General features: G+C 61.8%; 16 protein-coding genes. 3 read left to right on the top strand and 13 right to left on the bottom strand.

The annotated features are described in order from the left end of the window. Nucleotides 1-87: 87 nt before the first annotated feature. The 7 genes from OHL13_RS03470 to OHL13_RS03440 form a co-directional block, all read right to left on the bottom strand. The gene (locus OHL13_RS03470; RefSeq protein WP_263408716.1) at nt 88-1,398 is read right to left on the bottom strand and encodes a glycoside hydrolase family 28 protein; all 1,311 of its coding nucleotides are present in this window, start codon (nt 1,396-1,398) and stop codon (nt 88-90) included. Between the two features lie 131 nt (nt 1,399-1,529). Then, the gene (locus OHL13_RS03465) at nt 1,530-2,696 is read right to left on the bottom strand and encodes a threonine synthase (protein WP_263408715.1); all 1,167 of its coding nucleotides are present in this window, start codon (nt 2,694-2,696) and stop codon (nt 1,530-1,532) included. Nucleotides 2,697-2,779: 83 nt separating this feature from the next. Continuing rightward, complete coding sequence (locus tag OHL13_RS03460) at nt 2,780-3,337, bottom strand: NUDIX domain-containing protein (RefSeq protein ID WP_263408714.1); 558 nt, start codon at nt 3,335-3,337, stop codon at nt 2,780-2,782. 9 nt (nt 3,338-3,346) lie between these two features. Beyond that, nucleotides 3,347-5,230 (bottom strand): CocE/NonD family hydrolase, encoded by a 1,884-nt coding sequence (locus OHL13_RS03455; RefSeq protein ID WP_263408713.1) that lies wholly within the window; start codon nt 5,228-5,230, stop codon nt 3,347-3,349. Between the two features lie 15 nt (nt 5,231-5,245). Beyond that, nucleotides 5,246-5,473 carry a CDGSH iron-sulfur domain-containing protein gene (locus tag OHL13_RS03450; RefSeq protein WP_263408712.1) on the bottom strand — a complete coding sequence of 76 codons (228 nt, stop codon included), beginning with the start codon at nt 5,471-5,473 and terminating at the stop codon, nt 5,246-5,248. 47 nt (nt 5,474-5,520) lie between these two features. After that, the gene (locus tag OHL13_RS03445; RefSeq protein WP_263408711.1) at nt 5,521-6,024 is read right to left on the bottom strand and encodes a hypothetical protein; all 504 of its coding nucleotides are present in this window, start codon (nt 6,022-6,024) and stop codon (nt 5,521-5,523) included. 11 nt (nt 6,025-6,035) lie between these two features. Beyond that, a complete protein-coding gene (locus OHL13_RS03440) occupies nt 6,036-7,529 on the bottom strand; it encodes a sigma-54-dependent transcriptional regulator (protein ID WP_263408710.1) in 1,494 nt (497 codons plus the stop codon). Between the two features lie 334 nt (nt 7,530-7,863). On the opposite strand from OHL13_RS03440, the gene rph reads away from it, so the two are divergent. Then, complete coding sequence (gene rph / locus OHL13_RS03435; protein ID WP_317889895.1) at nt 7,864-8,592, top strand: ribonuclease PH; 729 nt, start codon at nt 7,864-7,866, stop codon at nt 8,590-8,592. Nucleotides 8,593-8,749: 157 nt separating this feature from the next. After that, nucleotides 8,750-9,760 (top strand): tagatose 1,6-diphosphate aldolase, encoded by a 1,011-nt coding sequence (locus OHL13_RS03430; protein WP_263408709.1) that lies wholly within the window; start codon nt 8,750-8,752, stop codon nt 9,758-9,760. A 111-nt stretch (nt 9,761-9,871) separates the two neighbouring features. Here the strand turns inward: OHL13_RS03430 and OHL13_RS03425 are convergent, their stop codons facing one another. From OHL13_RS03425 to OHL13_RS03415, 3 genes are all read right to left on the bottom strand, one after another. Beyond that, on the bottom strand, nt 9,872-11,398 hold the full coding sequence (locus OHL13_RS03425; RefSeq protein ID WP_263408708.1) for a SulP family inorganic anion transporter: 1,527 nt from the start codon (nt 11,396-11,398) through the stop codon (nt 9,872-9,874). 22 nt (nt 11,399-11,420) lie between these two features. Beyond that, on the bottom strand, nt 11,421-12,074 hold the full coding sequence (locus OHL13_RS03420) for a carbonic anhydrase (RefSeq protein ID WP_263408707.1): 654 nt from the start codon (nt 12,072-12,074) through the stop codon (nt 11,421-11,423). Between the two features lie 107 nt (nt 12,075-12,181). Then, complete coding sequence (locus tag OHL13_RS03415) at nt 12,182-12,592, bottom strand: hypothetical protein (protein ID WP_263408706.1); 411 nt, start codon at nt 12,590-12,592, stop codon at nt 12,182-12,184. Nucleotides 12,593-12,807: 215 nt separating this feature from the next. Between OHL13_RS03415 and OHL13_RS03410 the strand changes: the two genes are divergently transcribed. Continuing rightward, entirely contained in the window at nt 12,808-14,082 is a 1,275-nt protein-coding gene (locus tag OHL13_RS03410; protein ID WP_263408705.1) for a POTRA domain-containing protein, read from the top strand. A gap of 164 nt (nt 14,083-14,246) precedes the next feature. Here the strand turns inward: OHL13_RS03410 and guaA are convergent, their stop codons facing one another. The 3 genes from guaA to OHL13_RS03395 all read right to left on the bottom strand — a co-directional run bounded on the left by guaA (nt 14,247) and on the right by OHL13_RS03395 (nt 17,079). Next, entirely contained in the window at nt 14,247-15,860 is a 1,614-nt protein-coding gene (gene guaA, locus OHL13_RS03405) for a glutamine-hydrolyzing GMP synthase (protein ID WP_263408704.1), read from the bottom strand. Nucleotides 15,861-15,932: 72 nt separating this feature from the next. Beyond that, nucleotides 15,933-16,103: a hypothetical protein gene (locus OHL13_RS03400; RefSeq protein ID WP_263408703.1), complete on the bottom strand. Its 171-nt coding sequence runs from the start codon at nt 16,101-16,103 to the stop codon at nt 15,933-15,935. Between the two features lie 55 nt (nt 16,104-16,158). Continuing rightward, a complete protein-coding gene (locus OHL13_RS03395; protein ID WP_263408702.1) occupies nt 16,159-17,079 on the bottom strand; it encodes a hypothetical protein in 921 nt (306 codons plus the stop codon). Nucleotides 17,080-17,170: the final 91 nt, after the last annotated feature.

Here is a 17,170-nt window from a genome sequence, read left to right as displayed (position 1 = left end):
GCGAGAGTTGCTACGAGCGCTGCTGCTGGAAAGTTCCGCACGAGCACCCATGCCCCGGAAACGGGACATGGGGACCCGGGTGATGGGTTATGCCAGCGATTCCGCTGAGGTGATGTTCTTCCCGTTGATGATCACGTTTTCGAACTTCAGACCTTTGACGCCCTCGGTGTTCAGCTTGGGGTCCTGCAGGGTGACGTTGATGTCTTTGAAGACGATGTCCGCGATCTCCGTCTGGCCTGGGTTGGGTTTGATGGTGCCGAAGGTACCGAAGCGGCCTTTGACTCCGGTGATGGTGACGTTGCGCACGATGGATTTGGGCGGGGTGTTGCCCTTCAGGTCAAAGTACTGCGACCAGGGCTGGATCTGCACCATGGGGGCGCGGGAGCCGTTGAGGGTGATGTTGCGGAAGTGGATGTCTTCGTAGTGCTGCGGGGTGTCGGGGCGCAGCTTGAGGACGGCGATTTTGACCTCGCCGATGACGTTGCAGTTCTCCACTTGGACGTCGCGCACAAGCGTGGCTTCGCTGCCGAGGGTGACGATACCGTTGCCGCGTTTGAAGGTGCAGTTGCGGACGCGGATGTGCTCCACGGGCGGGCTGGCGGTGTCCTTGTCGGCGTTGGGGCCTTTGGAGCCCTTGGCGGCGATGCAGTCGTCGGTGACGGAGAAGAAGCAGCCGTCGACGGTGACGTTGCGGCAGCTGTCGAGGTCGATGCCGTCGGTGCTGGGCGCCTGCTTGTAGTCGTCGGGCACCTGGAAGCGGGCGTTCTTAACGGTGACACCATCGCACTTGTAGAGATGGAGGTTCCAGAACTGCGAGTCCTTGAAGGTGACGCCTTCGACGGTGATGTTGCGCGACTCCTCCAGGATGGCGAGGCGGGCGCGCGGCAGGCCGATGTTGGGAAAGTTGTGCGGGTCAGGCGCGGCGTTGCGCATCTTCCAGAACTGGTCCCAGATGGGGCGGCCCGCGCCGTCGAGGGTGCCTTCGCCGGTGATTCGCAGACCGTCGCAGTTTTTGGCGTTGATGAGGGCGGGGGTGAACTTCTCTTCGAAGTGGCCTTCAATGCGGGTGCGCTGCGCGGGGAAGTTCGCGGCGACATCGGTGGAGGCCTGAAGGACGGCTCCCTTCTCAAGGTGGAGATGGACTCCGCGCTTGAGGAAGATAGCTCCGCTGATGAAGGTGCCCGCCGGTATGACGACGGTGCCGCCGCCGGTGGAGGCGAGGCTATCGATGGTGGCCTGGATGGCGCGGGTGTTGAGGGTGGCGCCATCGGCCTTCGCGCCGTGGTCGAGGATGGATACCCGCTTGCCACGCAGGATGGGAAGCTGCGCTCCGGCGTGCGCGAGGGAGGCGGAGAGCGTCAGCGAGAGAAAGGTGCGGCGAGAGTATTGGTGGGGCATCCGTGGGTTCCTGTGGGGCTATGGTACCGAACCCACCCTGGGGTTGCGAGAGCGGGTTCGGTTAGGGTTACATGCTGCGAAGAGAGGCAGGGCTTTCGCTTTGCTCTGGATGACAAAGCAAAAGGCAAAAGCTACACCAGGCCAAAGTGGCGGCTGAGAACGTCAGTGTACTTGTTGCCGGAGCCGGTGTTGAAGAGAACGACTTCGTCTTCGGGTTTGAGGAAGCCGTTGGCGATGAGCTTGTCGTAGGCAGCCATGGAGGATGCTCCTTCGGGTGAGAGGAGGAGGCCTTCGTGGGTGCCCCAGTCTTTGAGCGCGGCGAAGATTTCGTCGTCGGTGCAGGAGATGACCGTGCCGCCACTTTTGCGGACGATGTCGAGGATGAGGTAGTCGCCGTAGGGCTTGGGGACGCGGAGGCCGGCGGCATCGGTGGCGGCGTTCTGGAACATCTCGCTGACGTCTTTGCCTTCGTCGTAGGCCTTCTGGATAGGGGCGCAGCCGGCGGCCTGTACGGCGATCATCTTCGGGCGCTCGCCAGTGACCCAGCCGAGCTCTTCCATCTCTTCAAAGGCCTTCCACATGCCGATGAGGCCGACGCCTCCGCCGGTGGGGTAGAAGACGGCTTTGGGATAGCACCAGCCGAGCTGCTCGACCAGTTCATAGCCCATGGTCTTCTTGCCTTCGACGCGGTAGGGCTCCTTCAGGGTGGACATGTCGAACCAGCCCTCGGCGTCCTTGCGCTCGGCGACGATCTTGCCGCAGTCGGAGATGAGGCCGTTGACGAGGGTGAGGTGTGCGCCGTGGACCTTGCACTCCACCTGGTTGGCGAGGGGAACATCCTTCGGCATGAAGATATGGGCTTCAATGCCGGCGGCTGCGGCATAGGCTGCCATAGCTCCGCCGGCATTGCCTGCGGAGGGCGCAGCGACCTTGGTGATGCCGTAGTGCTTTGCCATGGAGATCGCTGCGGCCATGCCGCGGGCCTTGAAGGTGCCGGTGGGGTTCGCGCCTTCTTCCTTGGTCCAGACGTGTTTGTAGCGGCGCGATGGAAGCATGGGCGTCCAGCCTTCGCCCAGGGTGACGGGCTCAACGGAAGGGAGCACGTCGCGGTAGCGCCACATGCCGGTGGAACGGGGGTAATCCTGCGTGACGCGGTCGCGGGCGGCGAGGCCTTTGGCGGCTGAGAGGTCGTAGCGGACGTAGAAGCTGCCTGCGCACTTGGGGCAGACGTTCCGGGGTGTATCGGCGCTGACCGTGTGACCGCAGCGGGAGCATTCGAGGTGTTGGATGGAAGGCATGATCGTGATTACTTTCTATTGGTTCCGGACTAGTGACTCACCACCCACCCTGGCGTTGCGAGGGTGGGGCACCCGGGTTGGTTTTATGAATGCAAATTGTGTTCCCGCCAGACTTTGTAGGCTCCCCAGGCGGCGAGGGTGCAGTTGTCCTGGATTTCGCTGCGGAGGATCATCTGTTCGAAGTCGGCGACGGAGACACGGAAGAGTTCGAGGTCGTGTTCTTCCGTGTCAGGATCTGTGTCTCCGTGGGTCAGGTCTTCGGCAAGGTAAAGGTAGTGGCGCTGGTGCATGACGCCGTAGGCGATCCACATTTCGTTGAGGAGGGTGAGCTTGCCGGCGATGAGGCCGGTCTCTTCCTGCAGCTCGCCTCGAGCTAACTCCTCGGGGATGATCTCTGCCGTCTCCCAGCCGCCCTGGGGGAACTCCTTGAAGCGCGCACCGACGGTGTAGCGGAACTGCTCAACCAGGTAGAGGAAGTCACCTTCGGGGGTGCGTTCGAGCGGGATGATGATGCAGGCGGGGTCTTTCTCGATGACGCCGTAGACGCCGCGGACGCCGCCGGGACGCTCAATGATGTCTTCGCGGACGCGGGTCCATGGATTGCGGTAGACCTCGCGCGAGGAGATGGTCTTGATGGACAAGCGGGCTCCTTACTCGGCGGGCACCAGCACCTCAAGGTGCGAGGGATGGGCCGTTGAGAAGTAGATGCTCTGCGTTTGCGCCTTGTAGGCATCGGCAGGGGCGGTCATGATGTTTTCGACGAAGGTCTGCGGGTTGCGGTCGTAGAGCGGAAACCAGGAGGACTGCACCTGCACCAGGATACGGTGCCCCTTCCTGAAGGTGTGGTCGGCACCGTGCAGGCTCCACTTGTACTCGGTGACCTGGCTGGGCGTGATGGCCTGGGGCTTTTCAAAACTGTTGTTGTAGCGGCCACGGAAGATCTCATCGACGATCATCAACTGGTAGCCGGCCATGGGCGCGGGAGCGTCGTCCGGGTAGACGTCGATCAGCTTCACAATCCAGTCAGCATCGCTGCCGGTGGTGGCGGCGAAGAGGTCGGCAACGATGTCCCCGGTGATGGTGGTGTCCTTGTCGAGGGCGGCGGTCTGGAAGACGGCGGTGTCTTTACGGCTGGTGACAAAGCGCTGGTCTTCGACGAGCCAGGGACGCCACTTCGATCCGTTGCCGTAGGTGGACTGGATGGGACGGGCACGGTATGGGACAGGATCGGCGGGGTCTGCAACGTAGCTGACGACCGAGCTCTTGTCATCGCCTTTTGGAGCTGTGAAGCTGAGCCCCTTCTGCGGAGCGAGGTAGAGCTTTGCGGCCTTGAAGCCAGTCTTCGGAGGCCACACGTCGTAGTGGTGCCACGTGTCTTCGCCGGTGCGGAAGCTGGCGGTGTCACGCAGGTCGAAGCCGGGCTTGTCTTTCAAATAGAACTCGAAGAAGGGGGCTTCGATGGTCTGGCGATACTGCTCGCCGGTGTTTGCACCGAAGTCGACCGCGCCGAGCTTACGTCCCGGGCCTGCCCAGCCGCCATGGTTCCAGGGGCCGAGGACGAGAAAGACGGCGTGCTGCGGGTCCTGCTTGGTGTCATGCGTGCGGAGCGCGGCATACTCCGCCTGCGTGCCCCACATGTCTTCCTGGTCCCACCAGCCGCCGACCTCGAGGGTGGGGACTTCAATCCGTGTGAGATGGGGCTCGACGGCCATGTCCTTCCAGAACCTGGTGTAGCTGGGTTGCGAAAGAAAGGCCTTCGCGGTGGGCAGCGACTCCATCTTCGCGGTCTTTGCCGCTCCCTCGAAGTTGCGGTTCTTCAGGAAGTAGTCGAAGGTGTCCTCGCTCATGGAGACGCGCTGGTCGTCCTTGGCGCGCTCCAACTGCTGGACGTAGTCGAAGCCGTAAGTCTGGCGGAAGGCTCCGTTGTGGAAGAAGTCGTCACCGATCCAGATGTTGGTCATCGGCGCCTGGGGCGAGATGGCCTTCACCGCCGGATGATGGTCAATACCCGCCATCATGGAGAGGAAGCCGGGGTAGGAGACACCGAAGACCCCGACGCGGCCGTTGTTGTTGGGCAGGTTGTTGAGCAGCCAGGCAACAGTGTCGTAGGTGTCAGAACTTTCGTCGATCAGCTTCGGATCAGTCCGGTTGCCGGGTACATGCACCAGGGGGCGGTTCATCACGAACTGGCCCTCGGAGCCGTAACGGCCGCGGATGTCCGCCTGCACGAAGATATAGCCGCTGGCGGCGAGTTCGGGCTTGGAGGCGTTGACCGTGTCGGAGTTGCCGCCTGCGCCGTAAGGTGTGCGCGTGATCAGGATGGGGAGAGCTTCTCCGGATTTCTCCGAGCCTTCAGGACGAAGAATGACGACGTGCAGCTTGACGCCGTCCCGTACGGGAATCATCGCCTCTGACCGTACATAGCTGCGGGCATGAGGCTTTGCCTCCTCGGCCTGCTGTGCCCATGCGGGAACAGTGGCGGCCGAGGAGGCAACGAGAAGCAGGCCACTAAGAGCAATCGCGCGTAGCGTCATGCGTCGGGGCCGTGTTTAGGTGAGGTTACCGGCCGGACTGGCGGCGCACTGGAAGCCGATGCGGTTGTGGGCTCCGTCACAGAATGGGCGCTTCTCGCTGGCGCCGCAGCGGCAGAGCGAGATGGCGGGCTTGCCGGTCAGGTCCCACTGCTGGCCATCGGCGTCGGTCAGGGTGATGGGGCCTTCGACGCGGAGGGGGCCGTTGGGCTTGACGGTGATCTTGACTGCGGGTACTTCAGACATGCGGGATGACTCTCCTTTTACGATTGGAAAGCCCAGCATAACAGGCTCTAGACGGCGCCCTCTGGCCGCAGCCGGTCGCGCAGCGTGCTGGCGAGCTCCGCCAGATGGCGAAGGCGTCGTTCGAGCACCGGCGAGATGCCCGGCTCACGCAAGGCCAGCTCGGATTCGAGCAGGATGCCGGTGACCGACGACTTGAGATCGGCCTCCAGCGAGGCTGAAACCAGGCGCCGGGCAAGCTGCTGCTCCCGCTCGCGGCGGGCAAGCCCGGAACGAACCTCCCGCAGAAGCTGAGAACAGTCCTCCGCCGGCATACGGAAAAGAATGGGCAGGGCAAGGCCTGCATGCTGCCAGAAAAGGTCAGCGCCATCAGGATATTGCGTTGCCAGCTCGGCATCGACCATTACGACCTGGAACTCATGCCTCCTCAGGGTGGCGAGGGCCGAACGCCGGTTGGTCACCACTTCAATGGCGGTATTGATGCGCCGGGAAAGAAAGGTGGCACAGTCTTCGGCCCTTGCCGAGGCACTGACCAGCAGAATTGTCGCGTCCATAACAACCTCCCTCAAGGTTGATCGATTCCGTATTCCTTCAGCTTGCGGTACAGGGTCGTCTTACCGATGCCGAGCAAACGCGCGGCCATCAGCTTGTCGCCGTTGAGCTGGTGGATGGTGTTCAGGATGGCCTGCTTTTCCATCTCGGCGATGGAGACGATGCCGGCCGATGGCTGCGCCCCGTTCATCTCCTCCGGGTAAGAGGAAGCCATGGCGGCGATGATGGAGCCTCCGCGGGTGCTCTGCGCGCGGAACTCCTGCAGTTGTGTGGGCAACTCCGCCATGGTGATGACAGGCCCCGAGGAGAGAGCGCAGGCGCGCTCAATGGCATGTTCCAGTTCACGCACGTTCCCGGGCCAGTCGTACTCGTGCATGATGCGCAGAGCTTCATCGGAGAAGACATACTCGATGGCGCTCTCGCGGCGCAGACGTTCCAGAAAGTAAGCCGCCAGAAGGGGGATATCGTCACTGCGCTGACGCAGGGGCGGGACCCTCAGGTTGACGACATTGAGCCGGAAGTAGAGGTCCTTGCGGAAGCTTCCCTGCTCCACCATGGCAGCCAGATCGCGGTTCGTGGCGGCTACGATGCGGGCGCGGATCGGCACGGAGTGGGTGGAGCCGACCGGGCGGATCTCCTTCTCCTGCAAGGCACGGAGAAGGCGGGCCTGCAGGTCGAGGGGAAGCTCACCGATCTCATCCAGAAAGACGGTGCCATGGTCGGCCGCGGCCAGCAGCCCCTCCTTGGGACGGCTGGCCCCTGTAAAGGCACCGCGGACATGGCCGAAGAGCTCGCTTTCGATCAGCGTGGGCACCAGGGCGCCACAGTCGATAGGCAGGAAAGGACGGCTGGCATTCGGGCCGCTGTTGTGGATGGCGCGCGCAACCAGCTCCTTGCCGGTGCCGCTCTCACCAAGGATCAGCACGGGATGCGCGGACTGGGCGACCTTGGAGATCATGCGCAGCAGATTCTGCATGGCCGGCGTGTTTCCGACGAGCGGGCTATCAAGCTTGCGCGGCTGACGCAGATCCTCTTTCAGGCGGCGGCTCTCCAGCGCAAAGCTGCGCCGGTTGCGCGCACGCTGCAGCACCTGCGTCAGCTCTTCCAGGGCGAAGGGCTTGGTCAGGTAGTCGGAGGCCCCGTTGCGCATGGCCTCCACCGCTGAGGAGACGGTGGCGAAAGCCGTCATCACGATGACAACCAGCTCCGGATACATGGCGCGTGTGTGTTCCAGAAGCCCCAGGCTGCTGCCTCCGGGAACGCGCAGATCAAGCAGCATGATGTCGACGGATTTCTCAGCGAGCAACACTTCGGCCTGCGCAATGGTCGACGCGCTTGCCGTCTGGAAGCCGACACGTTCGCTGATTTCGGCGCAGGCCTGCCGCACGGAGACATCGTCATCGACGATGAGCACGCGCATGGCAGACGACGAAGAAAGCGCCCCGGGCCGCGAGGAAGAATTCCAACCAAAATCGGCCGGAGAGCGGGAGGGATTGGCTTTTACCACGCCATACCTCCGTTAGCAGAGAGACAGAAGGCGGAACAACTCAGCAAAGACGCCAGCATTTTTAGAACCCATCAAACAAGGGATAGTAACGTTTGTATGCCAGTCTGGATATCACGTCGAGTGCCAAACTGGTAAGTCTTTGAAACAAAATGCAAATCCGCTCGAACGTCTTCCAAACTGGGACAACGGGGTTTCCCGAAACGGGAACATAAAAGGGCTGGCGGTAGGGCTTTCGCGGTAAAGACGCGGCTTTTCTGCTATTTCCCGTTTCGGAACGGTCGTTTGAACAGGTGTTCCGAAATGGGATGGATTGTGACCTTATTACAATCGCTCCATGGCAACTCCGTTTCTTCGTCCTGGCGATCGCATGGCCGATCAGCTTCGTCTTACCACTCTGACCCCGGGTTTTGTTGCAACAGCGGAAGGATCCGTGCTGATTGAAGCCGGCCATACCCGCGTGCTGTGCAATGCGACGATTGAGAACGGCGTTCCCGGGTGGCTGCGGAACTCTGGCCGCGGATGGGTGACCGCCGAGTATGGCATGCTGCCGCGGGCGACGCTGACGCGTACGCCGCGTGAAGCGGAGCGCGGCAAGATTGGCGGCCGCACGCACGAGATTCAGCGACTGATCGGCCGCTCTTTGCGTTCGGTAGTGGATATGCAGGCACTGGGCGAGCGCACGGTGATTCTGGATTGCGATGTGCTGCAGGCCGATGGCGGAACGCGTACGGCGGCGATTACCGGCGCCTGCGCCGCGCTGTCTCTGGCCCTGAACAAGCTGGTGGAAGCAGGTACATTACCGAAGAATCCGATGCGCGAGATGGTCGCCGCAACCAGTGTCGGCATCGTAGAGGGAAATGTGCTTCTGGATCTTTGCTACGAGGAAGACTCACAGGCGGAAGTGGATATGAACGTGGTGATGACGGAGAGCGGCGGCCTGGTGGAGACACAGGCGACGGCGGAACGACATCCGTATACGCGGCAGCAATTGGGAACGATGCTGGACTATGCGGAGGCTGGAATCCGGGATTTATTTATACTGCAAAAGCAATCTGTTCGATAATCGAATTTTTCCGCGATTATCGAACGCGTGTTGTACAGTGGTAAGCACCGATTCGACAGGCGGGTCGTGGTTGATTTAACGTCGTCGCCGCGAACCTTGAAGCATCCCGTTGGAATCAAACCAATTGATCACGAGGAACAGACAAGCAGGAGACCTTATGACCAAGCCCACACCCGGCAAACTTGCAGGACTGAAGGCAGTATCGGACAAGCGTGGCGTGATTGCCGCCGCAGCCATGGACCAGCGTGGATCGCTGCAGAAGTCCATTGCCAAGGAGCGCGGTGGCACGGCTACGGCGCATGATCTGGAAGAGTTCAAGCTCCTGGTCAGCTCGGTGCTGACCAAGCATGCCTCGGCCATTCTGCTGGACCCTGAGTTCGGACTTCCCGCCGCCAAGGCGCGCAATAACGCCGGTCTTCTGCTGGCCTATGAAAAGACTGGCTACGACGCCAACACGCCGGGCCGCCTGCCCGACCTGCTGGATGTATGGAGCGTCCGCCGCCTGAAAGAGGCCGGCGCCGACTGCATCAAGATCCTGCTGTATTACAGCCCCTTTGAAGCCACCCCGGTCAACGACCTGAAGCATGCCTGGGTGGAGCGTATTGGCGACGAATGCCGTTACCACGACATTCCCTTCTTCCTGGAGACGGTGGGCTACAACGAAGACGGCACCGGCGAAAAGACGTTGGCGTACGCTCGCAAGAAGCCCGAGGTTGTCTCCGGCTCGATGGCTGAATTCGGCAAGGAGCGCTATGGCGTGGACGTGCTGAAGGTCGAGGTGCCGATCGAGATGGCGTTTGTGGAAGGCACGCGCGCCTTCAAGGGCGAGAAGGCCTACACACGTGCCGAGGCTCTGCAGCACTTCCGCGATGCGGAGTCGATGTCTCACAAGCCGTTCATCTACCTGTCGGCAGGCGTCACCAACCCGGTGTTCATTGAGACGCTGGAGCTTTCGGGCGAGTCGGGCACCAAGTTCAACGGTGTTCTGTGCGGCCGTGCGACCTGGTATGACGGCATCGCCATCTACGCCAAACAGGGCCCCAAGGCTTTTGAGGACTGGCTGAACACGACCGGCGTGGAGAACATTGAGAACGTCAACAAGGCGCTGGCCGCGGCGACTCCGTGGTACAAGAAGTTCGGCGTCAACAGCATGGAGGAGCTGGGCTAAACCCCACGCTTCAAGAAACAATAAAAAGGGCCCGCCAACTGGCGGGCCCTGCTCTTTGCTTTGGATGGCGCCGGTCCTCTGGCAGAACCCGCGCACAGCAAAAGAGCAAACCTAGGCGATGCTGCGACTGACCGGCGTGTTGTAACGGCGGAGCAGCAGGTCGACCTCGATGTGGACGATGCCTCCCTGCCCCTTGCGGCGCTCGACCCAGCTCTCAATGATTTCGATGCAGGCATGGTCGACGTAGCGCAGGGAGTGGGTGTGCACCATGACGGGTTTGTCAGTGGGCACGGCGTCAAGAGCAGCGGCGATCTTGGGAATGGCGAGGAAGGTACCGACTCCAGAGAAGTGTACCTCCGTGCGGCCATCCTTCTCCTCGACACTGGTCTCAAGGTGCGCGACCTTCCACAGGACACGCAGCAGGGAGAGACCGATGCCGACCAGAACGCCGGTGAGAAGATTGGTCGCCACAATCGTACCCATCGATACAAGATAGATGGCAACCGGCGCCCAGCCAAAACGGCGCAGGTGCAGGATGTCCCTGGGCTTGACCAGTTTGATGCCGGTGAGCACCAGCACAGCGGCAAGGCTGGCGGTGGGAATCATGCGCAGGACGAACGGCAGAGCCAGGACGAAGAGCAGGAGCCACATGCCATGAAGGATGGTGGACTTGCGTGTCTCCGCGCCAGCCTGCACATTGGCCGAACTGCGAACGATGACGCCGGTCATGGGCAACGCTCCGAGGAAACCGCAGAGGATGTTGCCGACGCCCTGCGCTGCCAGTTCCTTGTCGTAGTTGGCCTGAACACGGGTCTGCATCTGGTCCACCGCGGCGGCGGAGAGAAGAGTTTCCGCTGATGCGATAAAGGCCAGTGCGGCGGCGGTGCCCAGAAAGCCGAACCAGTTGATAGCCCCCATGGAGGCGGGACCGGTGAGGCTGACCATGTCGCTGAGGTTCGCGGGGACATTGACGCGGTTCACACCGAGATGCCAGATCTGCGCGACGGCGGTGCCGGCGGAGATGCCGAGCAGGGCGCCAGGAAGCAGGCGCAGCTTTGCAGGACGGAAGCGCTCCCACAACATCATGACGGCAAGGGTGACCAGGCCGACGAGGGCCGCGGCTTCTTCCTTGCTGCCGTTGAGCGGGAACAGGCCACCGAAGACGGCTTCTCCCATGGCAAGGATATTGGCCACTCCGTTGGACTTGGGCGCACGATCGAGCACGACGTGGAACTGCTGGATGACGATGAGGATACCGATGCCGGCCAGCATGCCGTGGATAACCTCCGGCGAGATGGCGCGGAACCAGCGGCCCATCTTCAGCAGGCCGGCGATGAGCTGCATGGCGCCGGCGAGGATAAGGATAGGACCGAGCGCGGAGAGGCCGTGCTCCTGGATAAGTTCGAAGACGATAACTGCCAGGCCTGCCGCTGGGCCGCTGACCTGCAGCGGCGATCCGGACAACAGACCAACGATGACTCCGCCTACGATGCCGGTGACAATACCCCGGGCCGGTGGAACGCCAGATGCCAGAGCGATGCCCATGCACAAAGGCAGGGCAACCAGGAAGACAACTAACGAGGCCGAAAGGTCCTTCACCAGTGCGCCGTTTGCCGGCTGCTTAACTGTATTTTTCATAGTGAGTTTCCTTGTCTAACGGCTATGCGATATGAAGTGCGGGTTCGGGTTCTACCGACAGGGGAAGAAAGGCTCCAGAGTCGGTATCGAGCGAGAGGATCTCTCCGGTGGCGATGTCATAGATCCAGCCGTGCAGACGGAGCGTGCCGGAGGCGAGGCCTTCGGCAACGGCCGAGTGCTGGGCCAGGTGGTTGAGCTGTGCAAGGATGTTGGCCTGGGTCAGCAGCTCAAGCTGCTTTTCCGGGGAGATGTCGCCAGCCTGTTCGAAGAGACCGCGCAGCCACTTCGACGAAGGGCCGGCGTGACGCAGCCAGGCGTGAACGGCAGGCAGCTCGTCGACGTGCTTGCGCTCCAGGAACTCCTTCATGGCGCCGCAGCCGGAATGACCGCAGACGACGATGTCGGTGACCTTGAGGCCTTTGACGGCGTACTCGACGGTGGCGGTGACGCCGCTGTGTGACTCACCCGGAGGCGGAACCAGGTTGCCAGCGGTGCGAATGGGGAAGATCTGACCGGGCTCGCACTGAAAGATCATCTCCGGCATAACGCGGGAGTCCGAGCAGGTGATAAAGCAGACTTCAGGCTTCTGTCCGCGGGCCAACTGGGCGAAGAGCGAAGAATGGTGCGGGAAAACTTCGGTGCGAAAACGGGCGTAGCCATCTAAAAGGCGCTGCATCGTTTGAATCTCCTGACAAAAGGCAAAGGGAAACGTGGCGCGCTTGCGGCGGCAGACGTACGTAGACACGACGACGCAGCGCAAACGAGGGGCTTTGCGGTGGAGATTTAAGCGATGGGAGGAGCGCGGGAGCCGCCGGGTGCACGCGGAGCGGAACCCTGGGCAAGTACATGCGCCTGGGCCAGCGGCGCGGAAAGGTTCTCCGGCTGCGGCAGCAGGCTTTGCTGCAGAAGTGCAACTGTCGGCGATGGAACCGCCGGATGAATCGGCTTCAGCTTGGGAGCGAGCGCAACCTCTGCGGAATCAGAGGATTGATTGTCCGTGGCGGCGACACGCAGCGTACGTCCGCCGCGGCCGGTGGGCCGGTGCGATCCATGCGGAGGTACGTGGGAGTAGCTGATGCGCGAACGATGGTGCGCCGCTCGGCCATGAGCAACATCCGCGTACGAAAGCAGATTCATGCCGAGGGCAAGCGCCGTCAGCAGAAGCGTCCGTACGAAGTGTTGGGATGTGCGCATGAGCTTTGCAGTATTCTCCCACAGAATGTACGTGTTTGATACCGGAAGGTGAGCAGGATCTTTCGTAACCTGTTCGAACTGGCCGGGATCTGTGTCGTACCTGCTACACCTATCGGCAGGAAGTGGATGCTCTTTAGCAGGGATTTCAGTCTTTGTTGCATGCCGGGAAATCCCCTTGCCGGGGCATGGGGATCACGGTAGCATCGCCGTATTCCATGCGCTCTCTCCTTTGCATCCCTGCCCTTCTGTTCGCCTTTACTGTCTCAGCCAATGCGCAGTACACCGTCAAGCAGATCGTTTTCGACGGCCAGACTCCCTACACACAAGCCGAACTGGAAGCCGCTTCCGGCCTGAAGCCGGGGCAGGCAGTTGGCAACGAGAGCCTGCAGGCAGCCGCACAGAAGCTGGTGGACTCCGGCGCCTTTGAGGATTTGCAGGCTACGCTGGACGGCCCCATGAAGGCGGTCAACGTCATTTTCAAGGTGAAGCCGGTCGATCCTGGCAAGCTGCTGCACATTTCGTACGCGAACTTCGTCTGGTGGACCCCGGAAGAACTAAAGGCCGAGATCAGCCGCCGGGTTCCGCTGACCGGAGAGACGGTTCCCGAGGCTGGGACACTGCAGAGCTCCGTTCAGGCCGCACTTGAAGCCATGCTGCAGGAGAAAGGCATGGCCGGGGCGAAGGTGGACGAGCAGGTACTTGAGCCAAGCCCAGGTGTTCCCTACCGCGTGGCTGCATACCGGGTTGCGCAGCCTGCGATCTTTTTTGGAGCGGTAACAGTACAGGGCGCGTCGGCCGCGATGCAACCGTCCGTACAGAAGCTGACCTCCGCGCTTGCTGGACGGCCGTACAGTACGACGGTGGGCGGACGCGATATCGCGGACACGCTGCTGACGGTCTATCGCGATGCGGGCTATATGGCGGCGAAGATGTCGCCGGTCGAGCGGAGCTTCACCGGAACGGGGCCAGTGCAGGTGGCTTTGACGACGACGGTGATGGAAGGCGAGGTCTACAAGCTGGGCTCGGTGAGCTGGGCGGGGTCGCCCTGGATGACGCAGGAACAGTTTCTAGCCGGAGCGAAGCTGCAGACCGGGGCGCCGGTCTCGCAGAAATCCCTGAACACCGCGATGAATGCGATCCAGAATGTCTACCGCCAACATGGCTATCTCGACGTGACGGTGAATGCAGTTCCCGCGCTGGATGAGGCAACGCATACGGCCAACATGAAGGTGGAGGTTGTGCCGGGCGAGGTCTACCACCTGGAGGTCGCGAAGGTGACCGGCCTGAACGCGGGACAGCAGAGCGTGTGGGACAAGGACTGGAGCATGAAGCCCGGGGACGTCTTCGATGCGGGTGCAGTGACTGCATTCCTGAAAACGCATATCGCGTCTCCGCCGTTTGAGGGATACAGCAGCGCCTTCAAGCAGACGGTTGATCCAACGGCGAAGACGGTCGTACTTGAGGTGAGCTTTACGAAGATGCGGGGATAGCAAAGCGTAGAAATCAGAACGCCGGCCTCAATGACCGGCGTTCTGATTTCTCTTAATTTTCGGGTATGGCTGAAGCCATGCCCTGATGGCAAGACAAAGGCGAGAAGCTCACCCTTCCAGGATGACAAGGGCAAGAAAAGCGGGTCTCGCTTCGATCGATGTCCCTACTCCCACTCGATGGTGCCCGGTGGCTTCGAGGTGATGTCGTAGACGACGCGATTGATGCCGCGGACCTCGTTGACGATGCGGCTTGAGATGGTCTTCAGCACCTCGTACGGCAGCGGAGCCCAGTCGGCGGTCATGCCGTCTTCACTGGTTACGGCGCGGATGGCGCAGGTGTAGGCGTAGGTGCGCTGATCGCCCATCACGCCGACGCTCTTGACCGGCAGAAGGACGGCGAAGCTCTGCCAGAGCTGGCGGTAGAGACCGGCGGTCTTGATCTCTTCGACGACAATGGCGTCGGCCTCCTGCAGGATAGCTACGCGGTCCGGGGTAATTTCGCCGACAATGCGGACGGCGAGGCCGGGGCCGGGGAAAGGCTGGCGCTCGAGGATCTCTTCCGGCATCTGCAGATCGCGGCCGATGCGGCGAACCTCGTCCTTGAAAAGGTCGCGCAGCGGCTCAATCAGCTTGAGCTTCATGTTCTCCGGCAGACCGCCGACGTTGTGGTGGCTCTTGATGGTCTGCGAGGGGCCCTTCACAGAGGAGGACTCGATCACGTCCGGATAGAGCGTTCCCTGGACGAGCCAGGCGACCTCGTTGCCCTCGGCGTCGTGCTCAGCCTTGCCCTTCGATTCCAGTCCGCTGAGGATCTTTTCGGCCTCATCGTCGAAGACCGCGATGAACTCATTGCCGATGATCTTGCGCTTGGCTTCGGGGTCGGTGATGCCGGAGAGGCGCGAGAGGAAACGCTTGCCTGCATCCACAGCGACGACATTCAGGCCAAGCTTTTCGCGCATGGTGGCCTGTACCTTCTCGAACTCGTCCTTCCGCAGAACGCCGTTGTTGACGAAGATGCAGGTCAGGCGGTCGCCGATGGCTTTGTGCACGAGTACGGCGGCGACGGAGGAGTCGACTCCGCCGGAGAGACCGCAGATGGCGTGGCCGGTGGGGCCAACCTGCTGGCGGACGCGCTCAATGGTCGTCTGGATGAAGTGTTCCGGGGTCCAGTCGGGCTTGGCTCCGCAGATGTTGATGGCAAAGTTGCGCAGCAGCTCGCTTCCCTTTTCGGAGTGATGCACCTCGGGATGGAACTGCACGGCCCAGATCTGCTTCTCTTCGTTGGCGATGCCGGCCAGCGCGCTGGAGGTTTGCGCGGTCTGGGTAAAGCCCTCGGGCAGGCGGACGGCGGAGTCACCGTGCGACATCCAGACGTTGATTTCCGCCGGCAGACCGGAGAAGAGACGATTGTGCGTAGCGATCTGCACCTTGGCATGACCGTACTCGCGCTTGTCTGCCGGGTGGACCTGGCCACCGAGATGGTGGGTGATGAACTGCAGGCCGTAGCAGATGCCGAGGATGGGCAGGCCGGTGGCGAGCACCCTGGGATCGGCAGCCGGGGCGTCAGCGTCGTAGACCGAGCAGGGACCGCCGGACAGGATGATTCCCCTGGGATTCAGGGCGAGCACGTCCGCCAGCGGCGTGGTGCAGGGCAGCACCACGGAGAAGACGTTGAATTCGCGGATGCGGCGCGCGATGAGCTGGGTGTATTGCGACCCGAAGTCGAGAATCGCGATGGTCGAGGTAGATGCGGCGTCGGCGGCGATTAGGGAGTCCACGGGTCTATTTTACCCGGACGGACTGTACGTTTAGCCGGTTTGGCAATGCAGGGCGCGGGAAACCGGTTCCGGCTAAGCAGGGTCTTTGTGCCGGGTGTTTTTCACGGCGCCAAGCAGACCGGCTCCGACCATCACCAGAACAATGGCGAAGATCCAGTGCTGTGAGACGTGCGCCAGGTGCGCGGCATACCCGACTCCTGCGATGAGAATGGCGTATCCAACCATGTAAAGCGCAAATGACATACTTCCCCTCCTTGCCTGCCGCAGTTGGATGCAAACGGGGCGGAGAGCGTTGTGGCTACTCGCCAGCGGAACGACGGTAAAGCTGCAGATACGCCACCGCGCGAGCGACGTGGAAGAAGTCTGACGACAGCAGATAGAAGATACCTGCGGCGGCCCACCAGGCACGCAGGAACTCCGGCGTGGCGACCGACTGGAATGGCAGCGGCGAAGCGGAGAAGACCATGGTGAGGACAATGAGCGCGAGCTTGACGATGCCCATGACCAGGTTGATTTCGACCAGCTTTTGCTTCAATGCGCCAAGCCTGAGGGAGGCACGGATGGCCTGAATGGCTGTAAGCTGCCGGGCGACGGCCATGAGCGGAGCCATGGAGAAGACCCAGCTGACAATGCCCCACAGCATGAAGACGCCCATGGTGAAGATGATGACCCAGGCGCAGTAGCCAACGACATTGGGTTCCCTGCCCTGAGCTACGTGGTCGGCGATGGTAGTCGTCGACGCCCAGAGAAGCAGGTACCACCACAGCGCAAAGGCCAGCGCGAGTGCCAGAAGCCGCAACAGGGTAAGAAGAAGGAAGGTGGCGGGGCGGGGCTGCAGGCTGCGGTCAATGCGATGCAGAACGATGGTGCGACCGATGGTGTGCGCGGCCACCCAGGTGAGCATGAGCAGAGGGGCCAGCCAGGTGAGCGCCTGTGTGACCGGCGTGGCAAAAACATTGATGATGGCCGCAAGAATCTCAGCCGCATGCATGGGTTCCAGCAGCGAGATATGCTGCAACGCCGTCCAGTCAACGGGATGTACGTTGAGGATGCGCTTTGCGGTGCGGGCCGTGATCCAGAGGGCGGGAATGCCCCAGAGCCATCGCCAGAGGACTTCAAGCGCCACGACTCCCGGGTGCTTCCAGACCCAGTTTGTGGTGCTTACAAAGCTCTGCGTGCCGCGAATCGTCTGCGTGGACTGGCTCTGGTATGTCGACAATGCTCCGCCTTTCTTGTACCAGTGTAGGCCTTCCGCAAGCACGAGGCCGGATATCGGCTAACGGCCGCGGCTGCTGCGATAATCAGGAGTG

It is taken from the genome of Terriglobus tenax (assembly GCF_025685395.1).
Taxonomy (GTDB): Bacteria; Acidobacteriota; Terriglobia; order Terriglobales; family Acidobacteriaceae; genus Terriglobus; species Terriglobus tenax.
Note: the sequence above shows the minus strand (reverse complement) of the source record. Positions and strands in the feature narration are given on the sequence as shown.